This window comes from Luteibacter sp. TLI7-4A, assembly GCF_056754745.1.
Genome location: NZ_JBPGWO010000001.1, coordinates 3,955,696 through 3,977,410, shown reverse-complemented (window position 1 = coordinate 3,977,410; position 21,715 = coordinate 3,955,696). Strand labels below are relative to the sequence as shown.

General features: G+C 64.4%; 9 protein-coding genes. 5 read left to right on the top strand and 4 right to left on the bottom strand.

Going from position 1 to position 21,715, the window contains the following annotated elements; genetic code table 11:
• Positions 1-64: 64 nt before the first annotated feature.
• The 4 genes from ACR9Y6_RS17370 to gltB all read right to left on the bottom strand — a co-directional run bounded on the left by ACR9Y6_RS17370 (position 65) and on the right by gltB (position 8,098).
• Positions 65-859 (bottom strand): SDR family NAD(P)-dependent oxidoreductase, encoded by a 795-nt coding sequence (locus ACR9Y6_RS17370; protein WP_481282416.1) that lies wholly within the window; start codon positions 857-859, stop codon positions 65-67.
• A gap of 135 nt (positions 860-994) precedes the next feature.
• Complete coding sequence (locus ACR9Y6_RS17365; RefSeq protein ID WP_481282415.1) at positions 995-1,756, bottom strand: NRDE family protein; 762 nt, start codon at positions 1,754-1,756, stop codon at positions 995-997.
• A 439-nt stretch (positions 1,757-2,195) separates the two neighbouring features.
• Positions 2,196-3,650 (bottom strand): FAD-dependent oxidoreductase, encoded by a 1,455-nt coding sequence (locus ACR9Y6_RS17360; protein ID WP_481282414.1) that lies wholly within the window; start codon positions 3,648-3,650, stop codon positions 2,196-2,198.
• On the bottom strand, positions 3,647-8,098 hold the full coding sequence (gene gltB / locus ACR9Y6_RS17355) for a glutamate synthase large subunit (RefSeq protein ID WP_481282413.1): 4,452 nt from the start codon (positions 8,096-8,098) through the stop codon (positions 3,647-3,649). Before gltB ends, ACR9Y6_RS17360 begins: the two co-directional genes overlap by 4 nt.
• Positions 8,099-8,362: 264 nt before the next feature.
• Here gltB and ACR9Y6_RS17350 point away from each other — a divergent pair, with 264 nt between their 5' ends.
• The 5 genes from ACR9Y6_RS17350 to ACR9Y6_RS17330 all read left to right on the top strand — a co-directional run bounded on the left by ACR9Y6_RS17350 (position 8,363) and on the right by ACR9Y6_RS17330 (position 21,707).
• Complete coding sequence (locus ACR9Y6_RS17350; RefSeq protein ID WP_481282412.1) at positions 8,363-9,535, top strand: murein hydrolase activator EnvC family protein; 1,173 nt, start codon at positions 8,363-8,365, stop codon at positions 9,533-9,535.
• A gap of 14 nt (positions 9,536-9,549) precedes the next feature.
• The gene (locus ACR9Y6_RS17345) at positions 9,550-10,908 is read left to right on the top strand and encodes a S41 family peptidase (RefSeq protein ID WP_481282411.1); all 1,359 of its coding nucleotides are present in this window, start codon (positions 9,550-9,552) and stop codon (positions 10,906-10,908) included.
• Between the two features lie 44 nt (positions 10,909-10,952).
• Complete coding sequence (locus tag ACR9Y6_RS17340; RefSeq protein WP_481282410.1) at positions 10,953-11,528, top strand: hypothetical protein; 576 nt, start codon at positions 10,953-10,955, stop codon at positions 11,526-11,528.
• A gap of 84 nt (positions 11,529-11,612) precedes the next feature.
• Entirely contained in the window at positions 11,613-11,873 is a 261-nt protein-coding gene (locus ACR9Y6_RS17335) for a hypothetical protein (RefSeq protein WP_481282409.1), read from the top strand.
• 105 nt (positions 11,874-11,978) lie between these two features.
• On the top strand, positions 11,979-21,707 hold the full coding sequence (locus ACR9Y6_RS17330) for a Tc toxin subunit A-related protein (protein ID WP_481282408.1): 9,729 nt from the start codon (positions 11,979-11,981) through the stop codon (positions 21,705-21,707).
• Positions 21,708-21,715: the final 8 nt, after the last annotated feature.

The window sequence follows — 21,715 nt, the reverse complement described above, 5'->3', positions numbered from 1 at the left end:
ACAAACTGCTCCCACACACGAAGCAGCCCCAGACACGCGAAGCTGCTTCCAGCGCGGCGCTCGATCAGATGATGGAACGGGTGACGCCGCCGTCGACGCGGATCGAGGCGCCGGTGGTACCGGATGCCTGCTCGGAGGCGAGATAGACGGAGACGTTGGCCACTTCCTCGACGCTCAGCAGGCGCTTGATGAGCGACGTCGGCCGGTGAGTCTGGATGAAGTCGCGCTCGACCTCGTCGAGGCTCTTGCCCTGGCTCTGCGCGATCTTGCCGAAGAACTCGCTCACGCCTTCGGACAAGGTCGGTCCCGGAAGGATCGCATTCACCGTCACGCCGGTGCCGGAGAGCACCTCGGCCAAACCGCGCGACACGCCCAGCTGGGCGGTCTTGGTCACGCCGTAGTGAACCATCTCGGCGGGAACCTGGATACCCGACTCGCTGGAGATGAACTGCACGCGACCCCAGCCACGCTGTGCCATGCCCTTGGCGTAGTGGCGTGACAGGCGCACACCCGAAGTGACGTTCACTTCGAAGAAGCGCGTCCACTCGGCGTCGTCGATATCGAAGAAATCCTTCGGCTCGAAGATGCCGAGGTTGTTGACGAGGATGTCGGTGTCGGGCACGGCCTTGATGAGGGTGGCGGCGCCTTCGGCGGTACCGAGATCGGCGGCGACGCCGGTCACCTTCGCACCGGGGGCGGCCTTCTTCACGGAGGCGATGGCTTCGTCGACGCGCGCTTGCGTGCGGCCGGTGACGACGACGGACGCGCCGGCGGCGGCGAGGCCGGTGGCGATGGCCAGGCCGATACCCGCGGTGGAACCGCTGACGATGGCACTGCGCTTGCTGAGGTCGATATTCATGGTGACTCCGGGAGGTTGATGAAAGGACGCGGCTTGGCGTACCCATCCATCGTCGGGGCATGCGCTGGGCGATTCAATCGCCTGGAAGGCAAAAGACTCTCGCCTGAAAGCCAAGAAAAATGAGGCGGAGCTGGCCTATGCAACGGACAGGCGGGTCTCGCCCGCCGGCACGCCATGGGGGCCGAAACGCCGTTCCGCGATCAGGGTGCGGTCTTCATGATCGACGAGGATCACGGTGCTGGCCCGTGTGCCGTAGTTCTCGCCGACGATGAAAGCGCTCGAAAGGAAACGCTCGCGTTCGATGCCGATGCCGGTGTCGGGCAGGAGATCGTCCGGCCAGCGGCCCTGGTCGGAGAGCATGGCGAACAGGGCGTCGATGTCGTCTTCCTTGCCTTCTTTCAGCCACTCGTCCAGGCGGTGCACCAGGGCGCGTGTTTTTGGCCATGGGGCGTTGAAGTCGGCGTTGCTCAGTCCATGGGTGCCCGGCTCGACAGGTTGTGCACGCGCGTTCGGATGGTTGCCCAGGTAGTACGCGTCGTCACGATCGAAGGTCAGCAGGTTGAATGGACGGTAGTCCTTGGCGCTGGCCATCAACTCGATCGCGTGCGCACGAGCCGGAAGGGTCGAGCCAAGATAGTCAGCGACCAGCAGGCCTCGCGAAAGGCCGCTATGGTCCGCGGACATGTCGCGCACGTTGGTGATCACGCTGGCTCGTCCCTGCGCTCCCACGCCGGCCCACGTGCCGCCGGCTTCCAGGTCACGGCCTGCGAGGATTTGCGGCGCTTCGTCCCAGGGGGCGAGCGGTGCGGTGGGGCGGGCATGGAATTCGTCGCGGTTGCCGACGAGGACGAGGCGCCAGCGCGGGTGGGTGCGCCAGGCGAAGGCGATCAGGCACATGGGGACTTGGCTCGGGGGAGCATCGGCTTATTGTGCGCTCTCGTGCCGCCATTCGGGAATCGGGACTGATGGCTACTACCCAAGGCGGAAGCCGCTCTGGTGGGAGCCGACCTTGTCGGCGATGGGTGCTTGCCCAACCCGTGCCCCTTGTGGGAGCCGGCTATGCCGGCGATGGGTGCTTCCTCGGCCGGGCCCGCTGCCGCGGGATCGCCGACGAAGTCGGCTCCCACCAGGTCCACCAGGTCCAGCAGGTCCACAGGTCCACCAGGTATTGCAGGGCATCAACTTCAGGAGCAAGAACCGAGACCCGCCTTTGTGGGAGCCGGCTATGCCGGCGATGGGTACTTGCCTCGGCCGGCCCGCTGCCGCGGGATCGCCGACAAGGTCGGCTCCCACCAGGGCTCGGAATTCCAGCCTTCAGGCCTCGCGCCCTGAAACGCTAACGAACGCTTTCCACGAGGCCCTGGGCCTTGGCCTCTGTCTTCTTCGCCGCCAGCATGCGGACGATCGAGGCGGCGGCTTCGCGGCCGTCGTAGACGGCGCGGACGACAAGGTCCGCACCGCGTACATTGTCGCCACCGGCGAAGACGCGCGGGTTGCTCGTCTGCAGGGGCAGGCGGCCTTCGCCGCCGGCGACGATGCGGCCGCTGCGATCGCGCTCGATACCGAAGGCGTCGCACCAGTCGGGCGGGCTCGGTTGGAAACCGAAGGCCTGGATCACCACGTCGGCGCGCAGGTCGGTCTCGCTGCCTTCGACATTGCGCGGGCGCGGACGTCCATCGCCATCGTCGACGAGCTGGGTCTCCACCACGCGCACGGCGCTCACCTTGCCTTCCTCGCCCACCAGCGCGATGGGCTGGCGCTGGAACAGGAAACGCACGCCTTCCTCGCGGCTATAGCCGACTTCCCGACGCGACCCGGGCATGCTCGGCTCGTCGCGGCGATACACGCAGGTGACCGACGCCGCGCCGAGGCGGATCGCCGTGCGGTTGCAGTCCATACCGGTATCGCCACCACCCAGCACCACCACGTGCTTGCCGGCAAGATCGTATTCCGGCGCGGGCATCTCGTCGTGCAACAAGCGTTCGGTATTGGCGATGAGGAAGAGAAGCGCATCGTGCACGCCCCGCAGGTCACGGCCGTCGAGTTGGCCGTCCACGAAGGTATAAGCACCGGTGCCGACGAACACGGCGTCGTAGTCCGCGAGCAATTCGTCGAACTCGATATCGCGGCCGATCTCGACGCCGAGATGGAAACGCACGCCCATGCCTTCGAGCACCATGCGCCGCGTCCGGACCACCGACTTGTCGAGTTTGAACGGAGGAATGCCGAAGGTGAGAAGGCCGCCGATCTCGTGCTGGCGATCGAAGACGTCCGCACCGATGCCGGCCAGGCGCAGGCGATCCGCACAGGCGAGCCCGGCGGGGCCCGCGCCGATGACGGCGACGCGCGCCCCGGTCTCGCGCACCCGGGAAAGATCGGGGCGCCAGCCCTGGCGGATGGCTTCGTCGGTGGCCCACCGCTCGACGCTGCCGATCGTCACCGCGCCGAAATCACCCTGCTCCAACGTGCACGCGCCCTCGCACAAGCGATCCTGCGGGCACACGCGGCCGCAGATCTCCGGCAGGGGGTTGGTTTCATGCATCAGCGTGGCCGCTTCGAAAAGGCGGCCATCCTGCACCAGCTTCAGCCAGTTCGGGATGTAGTTGTGGACCGGGCAAGCATGCTCGCAATACGGGTTGCCACAATCGATGCAACGCTCCGACTGCGATGCGGCTTCCGTCGGTGCGAAGTCGCCGGAGATCTCGCCGTAGCCGAGCACGCGCACCGCGACCGGCACCGTGCGCGGCGTCTGCCGGGGTATTTCCAGGAAGCGGAAGTCCTTCGCGCTCATGCGGCACTCCGCAGTTCTTCGGCCAACGCATCGAGACTCGCCGCCTTGGGCTTCACCAGCCAGAAGCGCTGCAACAGCCCGCGGAAGTCGCCGAGCACGCGATGGCCCCAGGCACTGCCGGTGAGTTCGGCATGGCGGGCGATGAGTTGGCGCAGGTGCTGCATGTAATGTTCCATGCCTTCGTGCGAGATGCGCACGATGTCGACGAGTTCGTGGTTGTAGCAATCGACGAAGCTGCGTTCGAGATCGAGCACATAGGCGAAACCGCCGGTCATGCCCGCGCCGAAATTGAGGCCGGTGTGGCCGAGCACGGCCACCACGCCGCCGGTCATGTATTCGCAGCAGTGATCGCCCGCGCCTTCCACTACGGCCAGCGCGCCGGAGTTGCGCACGGCGAAACGCTCGCCGGCCTGGCCCGCGGCGAACAACTCGCCACCCGTCGCGCCGTACAGGCAGGTGTTGCCGATGATCGAGGCGTCCTGGCTGGCGAACGGCGAATCCGCGGGCGGACGAATGACCAGACGGCCACCGGCCATACCCTTGCCGACGCCATCGTTGGCTTCGCCGACCAGGTCGATGTGCACGCCACCCGCATTCCACGCGCCGAGGCTCTGCCCCGCCGCACCCTCGAGGTGCAGGTTGACCGGCTTGTCGGCCATGCCGGCGTCGCCCCAGCGGCGTGCCACATCGCCCGACAGACGTGCGCCGATGGCGCGATCCGTATTGACGATCGGGTAGCGGAACGTGCCGCCCAGGCGGTCAGCCACCGCCTGGCGCGTATCCGCGGTGATGCGATTGGCCAGCGACGCGGGGTCGCGCATCGGATTGCGCGCCAGCGTGCAGGCGAAATCGACCTGCTCGCCCAGCCCGTCTTCGGTGATCAGGGGTGCCAGGTCGAGGCGTTCCTGCACGGCGGTGACGCCGTCGCGCTGTTCCAGGCGGCCACTCTGTCCGACCAGCTCGCCAAGCGAGCGGACGCCAAGACGAGCGAGGTGGCGACGCACGTCTTCCGCGATGAAGCGGAAGTAGTTCATCACCATGTCGGGCAAGCCGAGGAAGTGCTTCTGGCGCAGCACCGGATGCTGGGTGGCCACGCCGGTGGCGCAGTTGTTCAGATGGCAGATGCGCAGGTACTTGCATCCCAGCGCCACCATGGGGCCGGTGCCGAAGCCGAAACTCTCGGCGCCCAGCATCGCCGCCTTGATCACGTCGAGACCGGTCTTCAGGCCGCCGTCGGTCTGCAGGCGTACGCGGCCGCGCAGGTCGTTGAGGCGCAGGGTCTGCTGCGTTTCCGCAAGACCCAGTTCCCACGGCGTACCCGCGTACTTGATCGAGGTGAGTGGGCTAGCGCCGGTGCCGCCATCGTGGCCGGACACGGTGATGAGATCCGCGCCCGCCTTCACCACGCCGGCGGCGACGGTGCCGACGCCCGCGTGCGAGACCAGCTTCACCGACACCAGCGCCTGCGGATTCACTTCCTTCAGGTCGTGGATCAGCTGGGCGAGGTCTTCGATGGAATAGATGTCGTGGTGCGGCGGCGGCGAAATGAGGCCGATACCCGGCTTGGCATAGCGCAGCCGTGCGATCGTCGCGTCCACCTTGTGGCCGGGCAGCTGGCCACCCTCGCCCGGCTTGGCGCCCTGGGCGATCTTGATCTGCAACACCTCCGCATTCACGAGGTAGGCCGGCGTCACGCCGAAACGGCCCGACGCCACCTGCTTGATCTTCGACGCGCGATCGGTGCCGTAACGCGAAGGGTCTTCGCCACCTTCACCCGAGTTGCTCCGCGCACCCAGGCGATTCATCGCGATGGCGAGCGCCTCGTGTGCCTCCGGCGACAACGCGCCGAGCGACATGCCTGCGGAATCGAAGCGCTTGAGGATGGCCTCCACCGGCTCGACCTCGTCGAGCGGGATCGGCGTGGCCTCGCGCGGCACGAGCAGGTCACGCAACGCCGACGGCGGACGGGCATCCACGTAGTGCGCGTATTTCTCGTAGTCCGACCATTCTCCCGTGCGCACCGCCACCTGCAGGCTGGCGATCACGTCGGGGTTGTACATATGGAACTCGCCGCCGTGCACGTACTTGAACAAGCCACCCGCGCGCAATGCCTGCGCCTCGTCCCACGCCTCGGCAGCGAGCAGGCGTTGCTCGTGTTCGAGGTCGGCGAAAGTGGAACCACCGATGCGCGATGGTGTACCAGGGAAGCAAAGCGACACCACGTCCGGCGAGAGGCCGACGATCTCGAACAACTGCGCGCCTCGGTAGCCCGCGACCGTCGAGATACCCATCTTGGACAGGATCTTCAACAGGCCCTTGCGGATGCCGCGACGATAATTACGGCCGATCTCGCGTGGCGCGCCCTCGCCGTTGCGAATGTGCCCGCTGCGGCCCATGTCGAACAGGCTCTGGTAGGCCAGCCACGGATAGATCGCCGTGGCACCGAATCCGATCAGGCAGGCGAAGTGGTGCGGATCGCGTGGCGTGGCCGTCTCGACCATGATGTTGCACTGGCAACGCAGGCCCTTGTCGACCAGTCGCGCGTGCACCGCGCCCGTGGCGAGCAGCGAGTGGATCGGCAGCATGTCGCGGCGCGGGTAGCGGTCACTGAGGAAGACGATCTTCACGCCACCGCGTACCGCCGCCTCGGCGTCATCGCAGATGCGAAGGAGGGCCTGCTCCAGCGTCTCGCCCGCGCCGTACATGAGGTCGAAGCGCGGCGTGTCGGCGTAGTCGGGATTGGCGAGGATCTGCCGCAGCTTGCGCTGCGAGAGGATCGGCGAGTTCAGCAGGATCTGCTTCGCGTTCTCGGGACCGAGGTCGAAGATGTTCCGTTCCTGTCCGATCTGCGTCACCAGCGACATGACCAGGCGCTCGCGCAGCGGATCGATCGGCGGATTGGTGACCTGGGCGAAGCCCTGGCGGAAGCGGTCGAAAAGCGGCCGTATCTGCCGCGAGAGCACCGCCATCGGCGTATCGTCGCCCATGGAACCGGTGGCCTCGGCCTCGGTTTCGGCCAGCACTTTCAACACCGACTCGCACTCTTCGCGCGAAAGGCCGTAGAGCTTCTGGTACCGCCGCAGTTCGTCCGCCGGCAGCGGCTCGGCGGCGAGGCTTGGATCGATGAGGTCGGATTCGAGATAGGTGACGCCATCGCGCAGCCAGTCGCGGAACGGTGCGCGGGCACGATTGATCGCGTCGATATCGGCATCGCGCAACAGGCGGTGCTCGCGGAAGTCCACGGCGATCATCTCGCCCGGGGCGAGACGGCCCTTGGCTACGACGCGCGAGGACGGCACATCCCAAAGACCCGCCTCCGAGGCGACGATGAGGTGGTTGTCGTCCGACAACGCCCAGCGCGCCGGGCGCAGCCCATTGCGATCGAGCGTGCAGGCGGCATAGCGCCCATCGCACATCACCAGCCCGGCGGGGCCATCCCACGGCTCGCTGTGCAACGCGTAATACTCGTAGAACGCGGCGAGATCCTCGTCGATGTCCTCGCGCGCGCTGTACGCCGGCGGCACGAGCACGCGCATGGCGGTGAGCAGGTCCATGCCGCCCATCAGCAGGACTTCAAGCGCGTTGTCGAGGCTTTCGGAATCCGAACCGCTCTGCCGCACCAGGGGGCCGATGTCCGACAGGTCGACCCGTTCCGAACGCATCACCGACGTGCGCGCCTGCATCCAGCGGCGATTGGCGCGGATCGTGTTGATCTCCCCGTTATGCGCCAGGAACCGGAACGGCTGGGCGAGGCGCCACTGCGGCGAGGTATTGGTCGAAAAACGCTGGTGGAAGACCACCGCGTCGGCGACCAGCGCCGGATGCTTGAGATCCGGGTAGACGTCACGCAGGTGGCCAGGCGCGGCCATCGCCTTATAGGCGACCACCTCGCCCGAGAGCGACACCACATAGAACTGCTTGTCGTCGGCGAGTTTCAACTCGGCGCGCCGACGTGCGCGGAACAAGGCGGCCTCGAACGCTTCCGGGGCGAGATCGCCCGGCGCGTCGACGAACACCTGGCGTACGCGCGGCATCGACGAGGCGGCCAGGGGGCCGCATGCCGCGGCATCGACGGCGACATCGCGCCATCCCGCCACGTGGAGATTCACCTCGCCCAGTTCGGCCTCGAGTACCCGCTCCGCCGAATCGCCTCCGTTGGGATCGAGGAAGACGACGCCGCTGGCGAAGTGCGTGGCCAGGGAAATGCCCGCTTCGCCCGCCAGCGCGCGCAGCCATTCCACCGGCCGCCGGATAAGCACGCCGCAACCGTCGCCGCTGACACCGTCGGCATTCACGCCACCGCGATGGGAAAGCTTGGCCAGGGCGGAAAACGCGGTATCGACCAGGGCCGCGCTCGCGTGGCCGTCTATCTGCGCGACGATACCGAAGCCGCAGCTGTCGTGTTCGAACGCCTCGTCGTAGAGGCGCGGAATGCCTTGCTTCACCATCCGCCTCCTCGTGGCTGTTGGTTGTGCTGGGTATGGCGCGCATCGGGCCCCGCGACCTGGAACGGCCGCCCTTCACGTGCGCGCTAAGGACATGCGTCCCACTTTAGTCACAATTGCCGCGCTGCGTCAAAGCATTCGGACGTCCAAACGGAATAAGAACGGAAAACTTACGGGGTGGCCATGAGACCAGTTCCTGGAAACGGCGCCCGGAGCCGAGAGTGGGCCATACCAGCCAGTCGCCGCGGGATAGGTAATAATCCTCCGATGCGCCCAGTCCCCAGCCTGCCTTTCACCCTCGTCTTCGCCCTCGCCATGCTCGCCCCCCTCCCGCCGGTCCATGCCGAGCAGGACGCCAAGGCACGGGCCCAGCAGGAGGAGGCCCGGCAGAAGCTCGAAGGGGTGCGCAAGGATATCGACGCGCTCACCCGCGAGCAGCGGGAGACGGCCAACGCCCGCGACAGCGCCAATGCCGCGCTGGCCCGGCAGGCCGAGCAGGTCTCCGCGGCGGCCAAGGCCGTCCGTGCCACGGAGGCCGAGCTGGAACAGCGCCGGCACGACCTGGAGCAGCTGAACCAGCAGCGGGCCGGCATCCAGGAAGGCCTGGACAAACAGAAGGGCGCGCTCGGGGATCTCCTTCGTGCCACCTATACCCTGGGCCGGGGCTCGGACCTCCAGTTGCTCCTGGGCGACGAGGACGTCAACCGGATCTCGCGCGCCCTCGCCTACTCCCGCTATTTCCAGGAGAACCGCGTGGAGCGCATCCGCGGCCTGCTCGCGGATCTTTCCCGGCTGCAGGAGGTCGAAGCCGCCATCACGGCCGAGCAACAGAAGCTCGAGGCCGCCCGTGCCGAGCGCGAGAAGCGTGCCGGCGAACTGGAAAAGCAACGGTCCGAACAGCAGAAACTGGTCGCCGAAGCGGATTCGAAATACAAGGACCAGGCGCAGCGCATGGCCGCCCTGAAACAGAACGAGCAGGACATGAACGCACTCGTCGCCAGGCTGCAGAAGGTGATCGACGAGGCCGCCAAGGCCGCCGAACCCGCGCCGGCACCGAAGGGTGCGCCGGCCAGCGCCCCCATGGGCAACCTGCGCGGCAACCTGCCCTGGCCGGCCAACGGTCCCGTGCACGCCTACGGCAACGGCGTGATCATCGTCGCCCCCCGCGGCAGCGAGGTGAAGGCCGTCGCGCGCGGTCGCGTGGTGTTCGCCAGCTTCCTGCGCGGCTACGGCATGATGATCATCGTGAACCACGGCAATGGATTCATGAGCATGTACGGCAATAACGAGACGCTGCTGCACGGCGTGGGTGACACGGTGGAGGCCGGCGAAGCCGTCGGAACCGCCGCGGCGCCCGCCGGTGACAACGGCGCCTACTTCGAGCTGCGCCAGGGTGGCAAGCCCATCGATGCGCGCGGCTGGCTCGGCAAACGGCATTGACCCCGGAGAAAGGCATGCGTCAGCACCCCCTTCGCCTCGCCCTCGCGCTGGCACTCGGCGCCGTCGTGGCGATTCCCGCCGTCCAGGCGCAACAGAAGCCGATCAAGCAGCCGGACGCGCCCGCCGCGTCCTCGACCAGCGCGGCGGCCGTCGTCGAGAAAGCCGACGAGGCGGTCAGCCTGGACGATGTCCGCAATTTCACGCGGGTTTACCACATCGTCCAGCAGGCCTACGTCGAGAAACTCGACAACAAGACCATCATGAACGCCGCCATCAGCGGCATGCTGCAGAACCTCGATCCGCATAGCGAATACCTCGACAAGGAAGGCCTCGACGGACTGGACGAGGACACCACGGGCCAGTACGGCGGCCTCGGTATCGAGGTCTTGCAGGTGGACGGCATGCTGAAGATCGTCTCGCCGATCGACGACACCCCCGCCTCGCGCGCGGGGATCAAGCCCGGCGACACCATCCTGAAAGTCGATGGCATGGTGGTCGACAGCCAGAACATCGACGAGGCGTTCAAGAAACTGCGCGGCGACCCCGGCAGCAAGATCACCCTCACCATTCTTCACGAGAAGTCCGACAAGCCGATCGACCTGCCACTGGTGCGCGAGCGCATCAACGTCACCAGCGTGAAGGTGCGCCAGCTCGATCCGGGTTACGTGTACATCCGCCTGAGCCAGTTCCAGGAGGATACGGCTTCCGACCTGGACAAGAAGCTGTCCGACTTCATCAAGAAGAACGGTGCGCCGAGGGGCGCGGTGCTCGACCTGCGCTCGAATCCCGGCGGCCTGCTGACCACCGCCGTCGGCGTCGCGGATGCCTTCCTCGATTCCGGCACCATCGTCACCACCAAGGGACGCCTCCCCGACGCCAACCTGCACTTCGATGCGCATCCGGGTGACCTGCTCAAGGGCGCGCCCATGGTGATCCTCGCCGACAACGGCACCGCCTCGGCCGCGGAGATCGTCTCAGGCGCCCTGAAGGACAACCATCGCGCACTGATCATGGGCAGGCGCACCTTCGGCAAGGGCGTGGTGCAGACCGTGCTGCCCCTCGATCAGGATCACGCGGTGAAGATCACCACCGCGCGCTACTACACGCCGAACGGCACGTCGATCCAGGCCGAAGGCATCAAGCCGGATATCGCCCTGGCCGACCTCGCCGTGAACAAGGCCGATACGCCACCGCAACTGATCGGCTCGGAAGCGGACCTTCCGAACCACCTCGTCAACGAGAAGGCCGCCGCCGATGACAAGAACACGACGACGGACGACGACGGCAAGCTGGCCATCGAGGATTACGCGTTGTCGCAGGCACTGAACGTGCTCAAGGGCATGGCGCTGAATCGGCAGGCATCCGGCAAGTAACGCGGGGAGCCTGGTTTCGGCGCCACGCCTACGCCGGAGGGCGTATGGCCGGGCTGCGTCGAGCGGACGAGGATGGTGCAGAGGCTGCACCCGCATCCGTGACTGGACGAGGAAGATGTGGGGCGCGATGGCCGGCACAAGGAGGTCATATGTTCGCTGCACTCGAATTCGATCATGCGTTGTTCAAGCCACAGGTCAGATGGATCGTGGTGGAGTGTTCCGGTATCGGCCGCAAATGCGGCGGGCCGGTCGCCTTTCCACCGCGGCGGGATCGCGCGTACTTCGTTTCGGAAACGACCGCGCATGCGGACGCGGACGCCTATGCCGCCTTCAAGAATCGCCAGGCATGCGCTGCGCTGAATGCGGCCGAAGAGTCCATCGTGTCGCAAGCGAAGGCGGGCACGCATCCCCGGCGGCATCTGGCGTATGCCTGGGACCACTTATTGATGGCCGACTTGCCACTGTCATGGGCGGTGCTGGAATGGTCGGGTGATGACAGTCACGATGGGCCGCGCAACGACACCGCCTACTTCACGCATACGCCTGAAGCGGAAATGGATGCCAAGGTCTTCGCCTTTCTCCGTGACGAAAGCGTCCAATGGTCCGCCTACAACCAATGACATATGGCGAAGGCCTATGCGAAGCGGAATGCTGCGTGAGGAAACCGGCATGAGCCGTTTCCATCATTCAAGGAGGAACGCGCCATGAGCAAGCCGACCAAGAAAGAGGTCCTGGATGTCATTCTCGTCGAAGCAAGGAACAAACAAGGCACCGAAGCGCAGGCATGCGTTGAGTTGACCGCTTCGACGGAAATCGAACCACTGATCGTTGTAAAGGGCAGCCTCGTCAATGACGTGGCGAAAACGCTTGCGGCCAAGTACGCCGTGACGTTCCCGAAGGATCTGGGAACCTTGGGCACGATCGATGGTGCCGCCGCGTATATCGTCGACAACGCGGACGCATAACCCGGCCGAGGGCGGGCGTCGGTTCGACGCTCGACGACGCCTGCCCGAATCCCAAGGGTCGATCGACGAGAAAGTCACCCGGTTTTCCGTGCGAAAGGATTCGCCATGTCTCAGTCGTTGGAAAATACGCCGTCACTGGCAAACACCTTCACCGCCGACTATCCGAGCCTGTTCGGCGACCAGGGTATCGACCGCTGCCCGGACGAGGCGCTCGAAAGCAGCTTCGGTCCGTTCGCGTATGCGGAATCGCTGATCGGCATCGTACGCAGGTTGGAAACGGCGGTCGGCACCCCGCCGGTCAAGCCCCTGGCGTATCGACGCCCGGACATTCCCGGATTGATCCTCGACGAACCCGCCTTGAACCGGCGGGTTCCACGATTGAGTCTTGTCATCGAATGCCTCGAGGCCATGGTGGAGTCCACACACTCCGGCGACGAGAAAGCCGCGGCCGTGTTGGCCGCCGCGACCTCGCCGGCCAACCTGCCCTTCGATCGTGCCTGGGCCCTGGTCATCCAGGTGCTACGAAGCAAACGCCAGCATCCCTGGCAACTGCTGCGCCAGACAGACGAGGACTATCCCAATTTCTCCCATCGCACGGTCGTCAACACGTCGATGCGCAACGCGTTGACGCTTTGTACGGGCCTGGCACCTGCGCAGCTGCGGGCGCTGCAGACCACCCCGGCAGCCGACGACAGCGCTCTATGGTCACGCCTTGGACTACCCGCCGGCAGCACGGTCGATAGCCTGGCCGATTCGGCGGCTTTCCTGCGTGCGACCCGCCTGAACCGCAAACGCTTGCGGCAATTGCTGGCGGTCAACGGCGTGGCTCCGAAAGACGATAGCGGTACCTACTCTTCCGTGACCGTCAGCACAGCGGGAAAACCCGATGGCCTGGCCGATAGCAGCGCTTTCGGCGCGTGCTTCATCAACGACGGCCAATCGCCCGCGCTGCGGCTCGCCGCCGGAGGTGCGACGAACAAGACCACACGCATCGACAACTTGAGTACGGGCCACCTCCAGCGCATCGACACCATGCTTCGCCTTCATGCAGGCATGGGCATGCCGTTCGCGGCCATCGACCGGCTTCTCCAGGCCATTTTCGCCGCCCAGGGCAGAGATAAGGATTTTCAGGTCGATGTCCATGTCTTGCGCGCCCTCGGCCTGTACTGCCATCTGCGCGACAGCCGACAGGTAAGCCTGGAAGCCTATGCGGCCGTTATCGACGAGATATCTCCCTACGCGACCGGACGCGACACCCCCTACTACGACAAGCTCTTCCACGCCGGTGCCGGCGGCAGCGATCTCGCCGGCACCGGTGCGCCACTCACCATGGATGACGGAGCGTTCGCGATAGATGGCGGCGACGCGACGGGGCGACAGCTGTGTGCCGGCCTGGGAATCGGCGCGGACACGCTATCCGTCCTGCTTGAATGGACCATCGGGGCGCAGGAACTCACGGCGCCTTCCCGAAACCTGGCGCTGGTCTCCGCATGTCATCGCCTGGCCGTGCTGCCCCGTTGGCTGGGGCATGACGAGAAGGATGGCCTGGCTTTGCTGCGCCTGTTCGAAACGACGCACCCCGATCTCTTCGACCAACTCGCTGGCATCCCGACGCTCGGCAAGGTCGATGCCACGCTGGCATCCGACGATGCGGTCACGGATGAATCCGACATCGTCGACACGGCCACGGACGAGCCCGACATCGTCGATGCAATCGTCACGCTCATGAATTTCTCGGACTGGCTGCATCGGCACCGCCTGGACGCCAGGTCGATAGGAAACCTGCTCGGCGCAAGCACTCTCACGCGAAGCGACCTCGCCCGTCTCATTCCGAACTTATCCGCCCGGACACAAATCGTCACCGATGGCCGCCTGCGTGACGCCTTCCTGGAAATGCCCTTCGCGATCGATGCCGAACGCGTTCCGACCCGGGTATTGTCGCCGCTCATCGAACGTACCGGCATCTTCAAGGACAGCGTGTTCGAACTGGACCAGGCCGCGCTGGACGTGCGGATAGGAAGCGCGCTCGATGCGGTGAAGGACACGACCGCGGGCAACCTCGTAACGACCGCCGCCAAGCTGGCGCGGACGAAAACCCGTATCGGTCAGCGCCTTCGCGAGCTACTCGATGGCCAGCGTGCCCTGGCGGAACAGATCCTCGCGGCGCTGATCCCGGAGATCACCGACCCCGATACGCGCGCGAGCCTTGGCAAGTGGGCCGGTGCCACGCCGGCATCGATCCTGGCCCTGGTCGACGGCACCGCTTCGACCGGCAGCGAAACCATTCCCTGGCTGGGTGCATTACGCCAGCGATCGCAGCTGGTTTCCCAACTGGCTATCGATGCGCCCACCCTGGAGGCAATGCGCACGCATCGCGAATGGTTCGACCTCGACGAAGGCGACATTCGGAACCCCGGGCTGATCGTCGTTCATCGCCTTGCCGAGTGGAACAAGACGGTACGTGACGTGGCGGCCCGCTCCGCCATCGAGCCCGAAAAGGCAGGCAAAGACCTACTCGCCTACCTGGGCACGGCCGGCGACAACGCACAGGGTGATCCGGCCACGCGCCTTGCCAGATTGCTAGGGGTGGACAAGACCGTCGTGACATCCGTCGCCGCCCGGATCTCGCCACGCCCACAAGGTGACTCCCTGACGACCGCGAGCCACATCGCCTGGCTGCTGCGCTTGCAAGCCCTAGCCGATCGGACGGCCATATCGATCGAGGCCATGCTCGCTCTCGGTCAGCTGGAACCTCAAAGCAGTCCGGCGGACATCGAAGCCGCCGCACAACTGCTGCTCGCCACCTGCCAGCCGTCCGAGCGCGACCTCATCGTGGGCACGCACAATGAAGCATGGCGCGATGCCATGGTCTCCTGGTTGCTTATCCATTCGACGGATATCGACGGCCGGAAATTCGCCGATCGCAACGAACTTTCGGCCTGGCTCCTCACCGATCTCGAAGTCGGCGCCGAACCCGAGACCACGCGCCTGGCCGCCGCCCTGGACAGCCTCCAGCTCTATATCCATCGTTTGCTCAGCGGCCTGGAAAGGCATCTGAACCCGAATGCGGACATCAAGGAGGAACGACGCCAGTGGAGCGCCTTTCGTTCCCGTTACGTCGACTGGCGACAATACAGGGAACGACGGGAATACCCTGAAAACCACATCCATCCCGCACGCCGCCAACGCAAGACCAGCGCCTTCCTCGACCTGGAAACACAACTGGCGCAGGGACAGGCCCGACCCGCCGATATCGACACGACCCTGCTCAGGTACCTCGCGGATTTCGAGCGAACCAGCAATATCCAGGTGATCTCCGCTTATCACGACGGCGTCGATCCTGTCCGGGACGAACTCCACCTGGTTGGCCGAAGCAACATCGAACCCCATGAATACTTCTGGCAATCCGCCCGGATGGATGTCGAAGCGGCGGACGGCCGCACCGGCATGCTCGCCTGGAGTGGCTGGAAAAAAATCGACCTGCCGGTCAATGGCGAACTGGCACGAACGAAGATTCCCCAGCCGCTCACATCCGCCGACACCCTGGCCACCACGTTGACGGCCGATATCTCGGCGGCGGAAGCCGCACGGACGAAAGCCACGGAACTACGCGAAGCCGCCAAGACGGCCGCCGATCCGGAAGCTGCCCAAAAGGCCGCCGTGGAAGCCGAAGCAGCCGCCGTCAGCGCGGAAAAGACGGCCCGTGCCACGAGGGTTGCGCTGGCGGTGGCCCGTGACGACGAAGACGACTCGCGAAAAGCCATCGAGACCGTCCGGCCACTGACCATCGACGGCCGCAAGTATCTCGTCTGGGTCGAACGCGACACCTCGGCCATCGTCTTCGACACCGAGACCGCCGCCAGCGAGTACTACGCCATGCGCGTGTGCTACAGCTATCTCGATACCAACGGCAACTGGAGCGCCTCGAACACCCTGCTCAGCCTCGATGGCTACGGTGCCGACGGCACGCGCCGCAGACCGGCCAATGACGAGGAACGCGACAAGCTGTTCAAGCGCAGCTACATGCCCGGACTCATCGTCATGGAGAATCGCAAGGGCCAGCGTGAAACCGAGCCCTATCTGGTCACGATGCTGTTCGACAGCCAGCGCGAGCCAAAAGCCGGCGAAGCCATGACATGGGTTGCGGAAAAGGATTACTTCCTCGCCGTCCGCGACTTGCTGCTGATCGACGAGAAGCGCCTGGATGGCACGAGCAAGGGCGACACCCTGGAGAAGCGGCTCGTCGAAAACTGGTTCAACCTCTACCGCGACCCGCGCGTGGTACAGCACCCGTATATCGGTGCGAAGTATGGATTGAAGGCTTCAGACGAGAAGCCGACCGTGAAGATAGACGATGCGAAGCTTGCCGGACTGCGCAAGAAATTCGTGATGATCACGCCGGAGAAGGTCGACGTACATGCGGAACTAACGCGTGATGGAAGCGAAATCCAGGTCACCGGAACCTTCGAAGGCGAGTGGGGGTCGACAGTTATGGCGCAACGAAAGATCGAATCCGTTGCTGACATCGACAGCGTTCTCATCGACTGCACAATTGACGTTCGTGTATACCCGCTCGGCCGCGGCGGAATGCGTGGCGGTGGCAACACCGGCTTCATTTGCAAGTTGCAAGCCATTGTGCGCACCGAATCCTGGACCAACGATAAGATCATACTCAACAGTATCGAAATTACGTCGAATACTATGCATTCCTCGGTTCACGAAACCGTCAACGGAACATCGTCTCGCGATACGAAATCCACCGCAATCTTTATTCTTGAACAAGTTGTTTCCGGTCTTGACTACCGAGCCAAGTCGATTCAAATCAACAAAACCCTTGACAATGTGATGAAAGATCCAGGCGCATTGAAAGAAGTTAGACCTTATAATCACTTGAAGGACGGAACTGCCGTTATTGCTTTCGTAGCCGAGAGTCCGACCATTCGCTGCGTCCTACAGGCGAAGCCTGTCGACATCGACCAGGAACGCGCGATCACCATCCCGGTACGAGCCGAACTTACCCGGACGGCAAATGCGAAGGCGTCTGGAGTGGCCGCCACCGACGCAACACTTCTGGCCGACCTGAAATCCAGTGACGGCGAAGGGCCGCAGGCGCTGCAAACCCTCCATGCACTGGCGACATCCGAGACGGATCGTGCCACCTTGGTCGCATGGCTTCCAGTACTGGCCGACACCTGGCGCGTCCCCGCCGTGGACTATTACGAGGCACTCCGCAGGGAGGGGCTGGAATACGGCACCTCCGACGGAAGCGCACTGTCAGGCTCCCTGCCCTTCCTGCAGGCCATGCAGGCGACGAGTCGGCCATCTCTGCGCAACGCTCTCGTCCGATTGGTGGCCGGCACGCTCGGCGGCACGCTCCCGGATGACACACGAGCCAAACTTCCCGACGACGTGCGCACGGCAATCGTTCTTTTCGCGGCGCGTGAAAACACCCGCTATCGCGATCTTCTCGGGCGGCTGGCGAAACTTGTCGCGGGCAGCAACACCGATGTGGTAATCAAGACGGAAACCCTGAATGCTTTCAAGCGCGGCACGAAACGTATCGTCGCACGTATTCCGGTCGACGCCGACGAGACCGACTACACCTTCCGCCTGATCCTGAAGACCACGACCGATCCGATTTCCGACGCGGGGGGCGAGTACCACGAATGGATACGCATCACCGCGCCCTACACGCTCACGAATATCACCGAAGCGAACACACAACTGCCGGATGATCGCGTGCCGACGGTGCGTCTCCGTCGAAACAGCGCACAAGCGCAATACCTCGACCTGGACGAATCCAGCCTGCCGCCGATCCGCCTGAATACCTTATTCGGCAAACAGCTGGTCGCCCGGGCGACACGCTCCGTGGACGCCGTGCTGTCGATCGATGCCCAGACGCTGCCCGAACCCGCCCTGCGTGCCGGAGGCAGCGGCGGCTTCGTGGATTTTCGCGGTGCCAATGGCCTGCATTTCTGGGAACTGTTCTTCCACCTGCCCTGGCTGGTGGCCTGGAGCCTGTGTGAAAAGGCCCATTACGCCGAAGCCTGGCGCTGGTGCAGTCGCTACCTGTTCGACCCCTATCGTGGGCGCACCACTGAAACGACGGCACCCATACCGTTCTGGAATTGCCTGCCCATGGTTTACCCCCTCGATGGTGCCAGGAATACCGGCGAAGCTCCGGAGCTGGCTGGCTACGAGAACGCCGTCCATTTCCGCAAGGCGATCCATGCGTTCCTGGTCGACGTGTGGCGCATGGAAGGTGACGAACAGTTCCGCCGGATGACTATCGACAGCCTGCGTGAAGCCAATCTCTGTTACCAGAAGTCACTGCAGCTTATCGGCTCGCTCCAGGAACCCGCCGAGGCACGGCCGTGGACGCCGACCACGCTAGGTTCCCGCAGCGCGTCGTTCGTTCAACCGGTCAACCGCGCACTGCGCGACCGCCGCTCGTTGTTGCTGGCGCGCCTCGACAACCTGCGCCACGGGCGGACGATCGACGGCGTGCGCATCCCGTACCTGGGTTATGGCGACGAGGACGTGGAGAGCGGGTGGGGCGGCGGTCGGCGTGGGTCGACAAGCAGCTCGCGCATGCTGTCCCTCAGCACCATGCCCGCGTATCGCTTCCGCGAGGTGATGGTCATGGCCCTTGCCGCGGTGGAGCGACTGACCGACCTCGGTCGTTACCTGTTCCGCATCTACGAACACGAAGCGGATAACGCTCTGGACGTCGAACGGCAAAGGAACCTGCTGGCATTGGCCGATTTCGACATTTCGCTGCGGCGGAAGGCCGTCGAGACGGCGAGACGCGAACGCAATTCGCTGCAATTGACCCAGGAGGCCATCAAGGCTCGTATCCAATACTATGACGGGCAACTCATGTCCCCCCGCAGCGGCCTGGAGATTGCCGGGTCGGTCATGGCCACTGCTGGCGTGCTGACGCAGTACGCACGCTATATACCTATCGCCGTTGGCGGTGGATTGAAGGTCGTTCCGAACATATTTGGATTCGCCGTGGGCGGCCAATCGGTCTGGGGGCCCGTCGAAGCGCTCGACAAGGCACTCGACGTCACTTCCGAAGGCTCCCGGTTGCTGGCGGAAGACCTGCGTGCGGAGGCCAGCTATGAACGGCGCAACGAAGAATGGGCATACAACAAGTCGCAGGCTGAACATGACCTCCGCATCCTCACCTCCCAGCTCGACGAACAGATATCGCGCGCGGAATCGGCGGCCATCGAACTGAACGAGGCGATCAAGCGGCGCGATCACCTGCGCGGCGAATTCGAGGTGCAGACCACCGGGTTTGCCATCGCTTCCACCTACACCTGGATGCTGGGTCGCCTTGGCGAGTTGTTCGCTTCCTCCTACCAGTCCGTGCTCGCCCTGTGCCTGGATGCCCAAGCCAGTTACCGCTACGAGACCGGTGACTTCGATAGCCGGCACGTGCGCCTGGATGCGTGGGAGGGGCCAAGGCGCGGCATGTTCGCTGGAGAAGCGCTGCAGAACGACTTGCATGCGCTGCAAGGGGCTTACCTGCGTCGCCGCGTGCGCCGCCTGCAGATACACAAGACGATATCGCTGCGAAGCTTGCTGGATGGCGAGTTCGAGAGTCAGCTGAATACGGGAAAGTTACATTTTTCCCTCGACGCGAACGTCTTCGACGCCGATTTTCCCGGCCATTACCTGCGGCAGATACGACATCTCGCCGTTGTCCTGGTGCCCAAGACGAATGCCGCGATCCTGCATGCCGACACGGAAATACGTGCCGTGCTCACGCAGTCGTCCAATACATTGCTGTTTCGTCCGGATCCGGAGGGGGCGGAGTACCTCTACAACCCGGACAAGGGCAACATGGAAGCCATCGTGCGCGACCTGCGAGGCGACCAGCAGATGGTGCTCTCGCACGCATCGCCGCGTTCGCACGCCGATCCGATGGAAACCATCATGCTACGTGCCGAACATGCCGACGGCCGATACGGCACCTTCGAAGGCACCGGAGCGATTTCGTCCTGGACGCTTGTTTTTCCTGGCGAGAGAAATGACTCCCGACTCATGCGGAACGAGATCGAGGATATAGAGATCCACCTCGACTACTCCTCGGCCTGGGGTGGCACCGAGTTCAAGGAAAAGGTGGAGGGCTTGCTCACGTCGGTCCCCGCCACGAGTACGGAACGCGAGTCCTCCAGGACGGGGCTTCTTTCCCGCCCCTCGGTTGTCGAAGTGCGCGGGCGCAACGCACTCGATCGCCGCGACATCGCCGCCGGGGCAACGATCGTCTTGTCGGCATGGCCCGGCATTAAAGAAGGTCAGCGCGTATGGCTGCGCTGTGAAGGAGTAAGGGCCGATGGCTCCGTGAGCAAACGGGGCATGTTTCCGTCGTCACGGACGGTGACATCCACCGAAGCCACTGAAGGACTCCGTGTTCCGCTGCCATTCGGCTATGTCGATGACCTGGGCGACTATGGCCAGCTGCACATCATCTTCAAGGCCGCGCTGGACGGTGGTACCGACGAATCCAGCGCGGTAGCCTTCCCGGCTCTCACCCTCGATGTCCCAAGATGCGTGACGCTCTCCGTAAAACCCGCGGCGACGAACGATGAGTGGGTCTTGCACACGTCGACGGCCGCACCGTCGATTCCGACCGCGGCAGGCTACCTGACCCTGTCAGCGGATGAAGGACCGACCACCCTGGTGTACGACTCGGCCTCACCGAGCTTCTTGCAGGCTACCGTCGCGGATTCCAACGGAGTGGAACGTGCGGTCAAGTTGCGCGCCAGGCGCCTTCCGGAGGGCAGCAGGAGTTACGGGATCAACACCTACTGCGCGGAAGTGGGCCGGCCGTTCAACACTTATTTCCGCATTCAGTACCTGTCATCGGACAATCCGGATATCCCTGCCGGGACATACAAGGGACAGCTGGTTCTCCAGTTGGCGGGAAAGGACGTACCGAGGGTGATCGAGTCGATCTTTATCGACATCGACATTCCGGTACCGACATCTCAGCCCGCGCGTGGATCCACCGACGTAGGACTATCGCCCGCACCCACGCCGAGACTCGAAGAAGCGCGGAAGCTCATCGAGAAGTTCTATCGCACATGGGAGGATATCGACAAGCAATCGGGTAGCGATCTGGCGAAAGCGCGCCCCCTCGCCGATGCGGCCTTGAATGACTCGATGGTCTTCTCCCCGAGTGAGGACGCGACGGTGTTCTGTCGACCCGCGCCTGTCGTGACCGGCACCACATACCTCGACCTGGAACAGCCAGTCGTGATGGTCCGGGGCTCGGAGGTACCGCCGGGAGGGGCGGTAGGCCGAGGGTTCGAGGATCGATTCGTCCTGACTCGCACGCCACTCGTCGTGTTCAAAGCCCTCCGTCTTTTCACGACCCCTCGTCCCGCGTGGAAGGTACCGGCACCACCAACCATCGAAGGCGATACGGGCACGAGGTTGGATCTGTCGCATCGGCTCGTGCAATTTATCGATGAGTTGTATGGAACGCTTAGCATCAATATCGGCGACTCGCGTTCTTTCAACGCATTTTGCCATTTCAATCCCCTGTTGAACGGCAGGAGCAGCGATGGCTTGTTCAACGCCGCCCGTGAGGCATTCCGGGGGGTGGTTGCCTTCAGCGCCTGGGAATGGGCCAGGGTGCGATGGATTCCGGACAGGAGTGCGCCCGTTGAAATAGAGACCAGGCTCACCACGATGCGATCAGGGGCGGCCACGCCCGGTATCATCCAGGACAAGTTGTCCCTGAAGGTTAACGATGTGGATGGCGGGGGCTATGCCCTGGTCGTGACGGAGTGGAATTCCACGATCCCCTCGGACGACTGAGGGGATCG

Excerpts from the sequence above, each read along its gene's own strand:
- ACR9Y6_RS17360 (WP_481282414.1), bottom strand. The coding sequence starts at position 3,650 with ATGAGCGCGAAGGACTTCCGCTTCCTGGAAATACCCCGGCAGACGCCG.
- ACR9Y6_RS17330 (WP_481282408.1), top strand. The coding sequence starts at position 11,979 with ATGTCTCAGTCGTTGGAAAATACGCCGTCACTGGCAAACACCTTCACC.
- ACR9Y6_RS17335 (WP_481282409.1), top strand. The coding sequence starts at position 11,613 with ATGAGCAAGCCGACCAAGAAAGAGGTCCTGGATGTCATTCTCGTCGAA.
- ACR9Y6_RS17340 (WP_481282410.1), top strand. The coding sequence starts at position 10,953 with ATGGCCGGGCTGCGTCGAGCGGACGAGGATGGTGCAGAGGCTGCACCC.
- gltB (WP_481282413.1), bottom strand. The coding sequence starts at position 8,098 with ATGGTGAAGCAAGGCATTCCGCGCCTCTACGACGAGGCGTTCGAACAC.
- ACR9Y6_RS17365 (WP_481282415.1), bottom strand. The coding sequence starts at position 1,756 with ATGTGCCTGATCGCCTTCGCCTGGCGCACCCACCCGCGCTGGCGCCTC.
- ACR9Y6_RS17370 (WP_481282416.1), bottom strand. The coding sequence starts at position 859 with ATGAATATCGACCTCAGCAAGCGCAGTGCCATCGTCAGCGGTTCCACC.
- ACR9Y6_RS17345 (WP_481282411.1), top strand. The coding sequence starts at position 9,550 with ATGCGTCAGCACCCCCTTCGCCTCGCCCTCGCGCTGGCACTCGGCGCC.
- ACR9Y6_RS17350 (WP_481282412.1), top strand. The coding sequence starts at position 8,363 with ATGCGCCCAGTCCCCAGCCTGCCTTTCACCCTCGTCTTCGCCCTCGCC.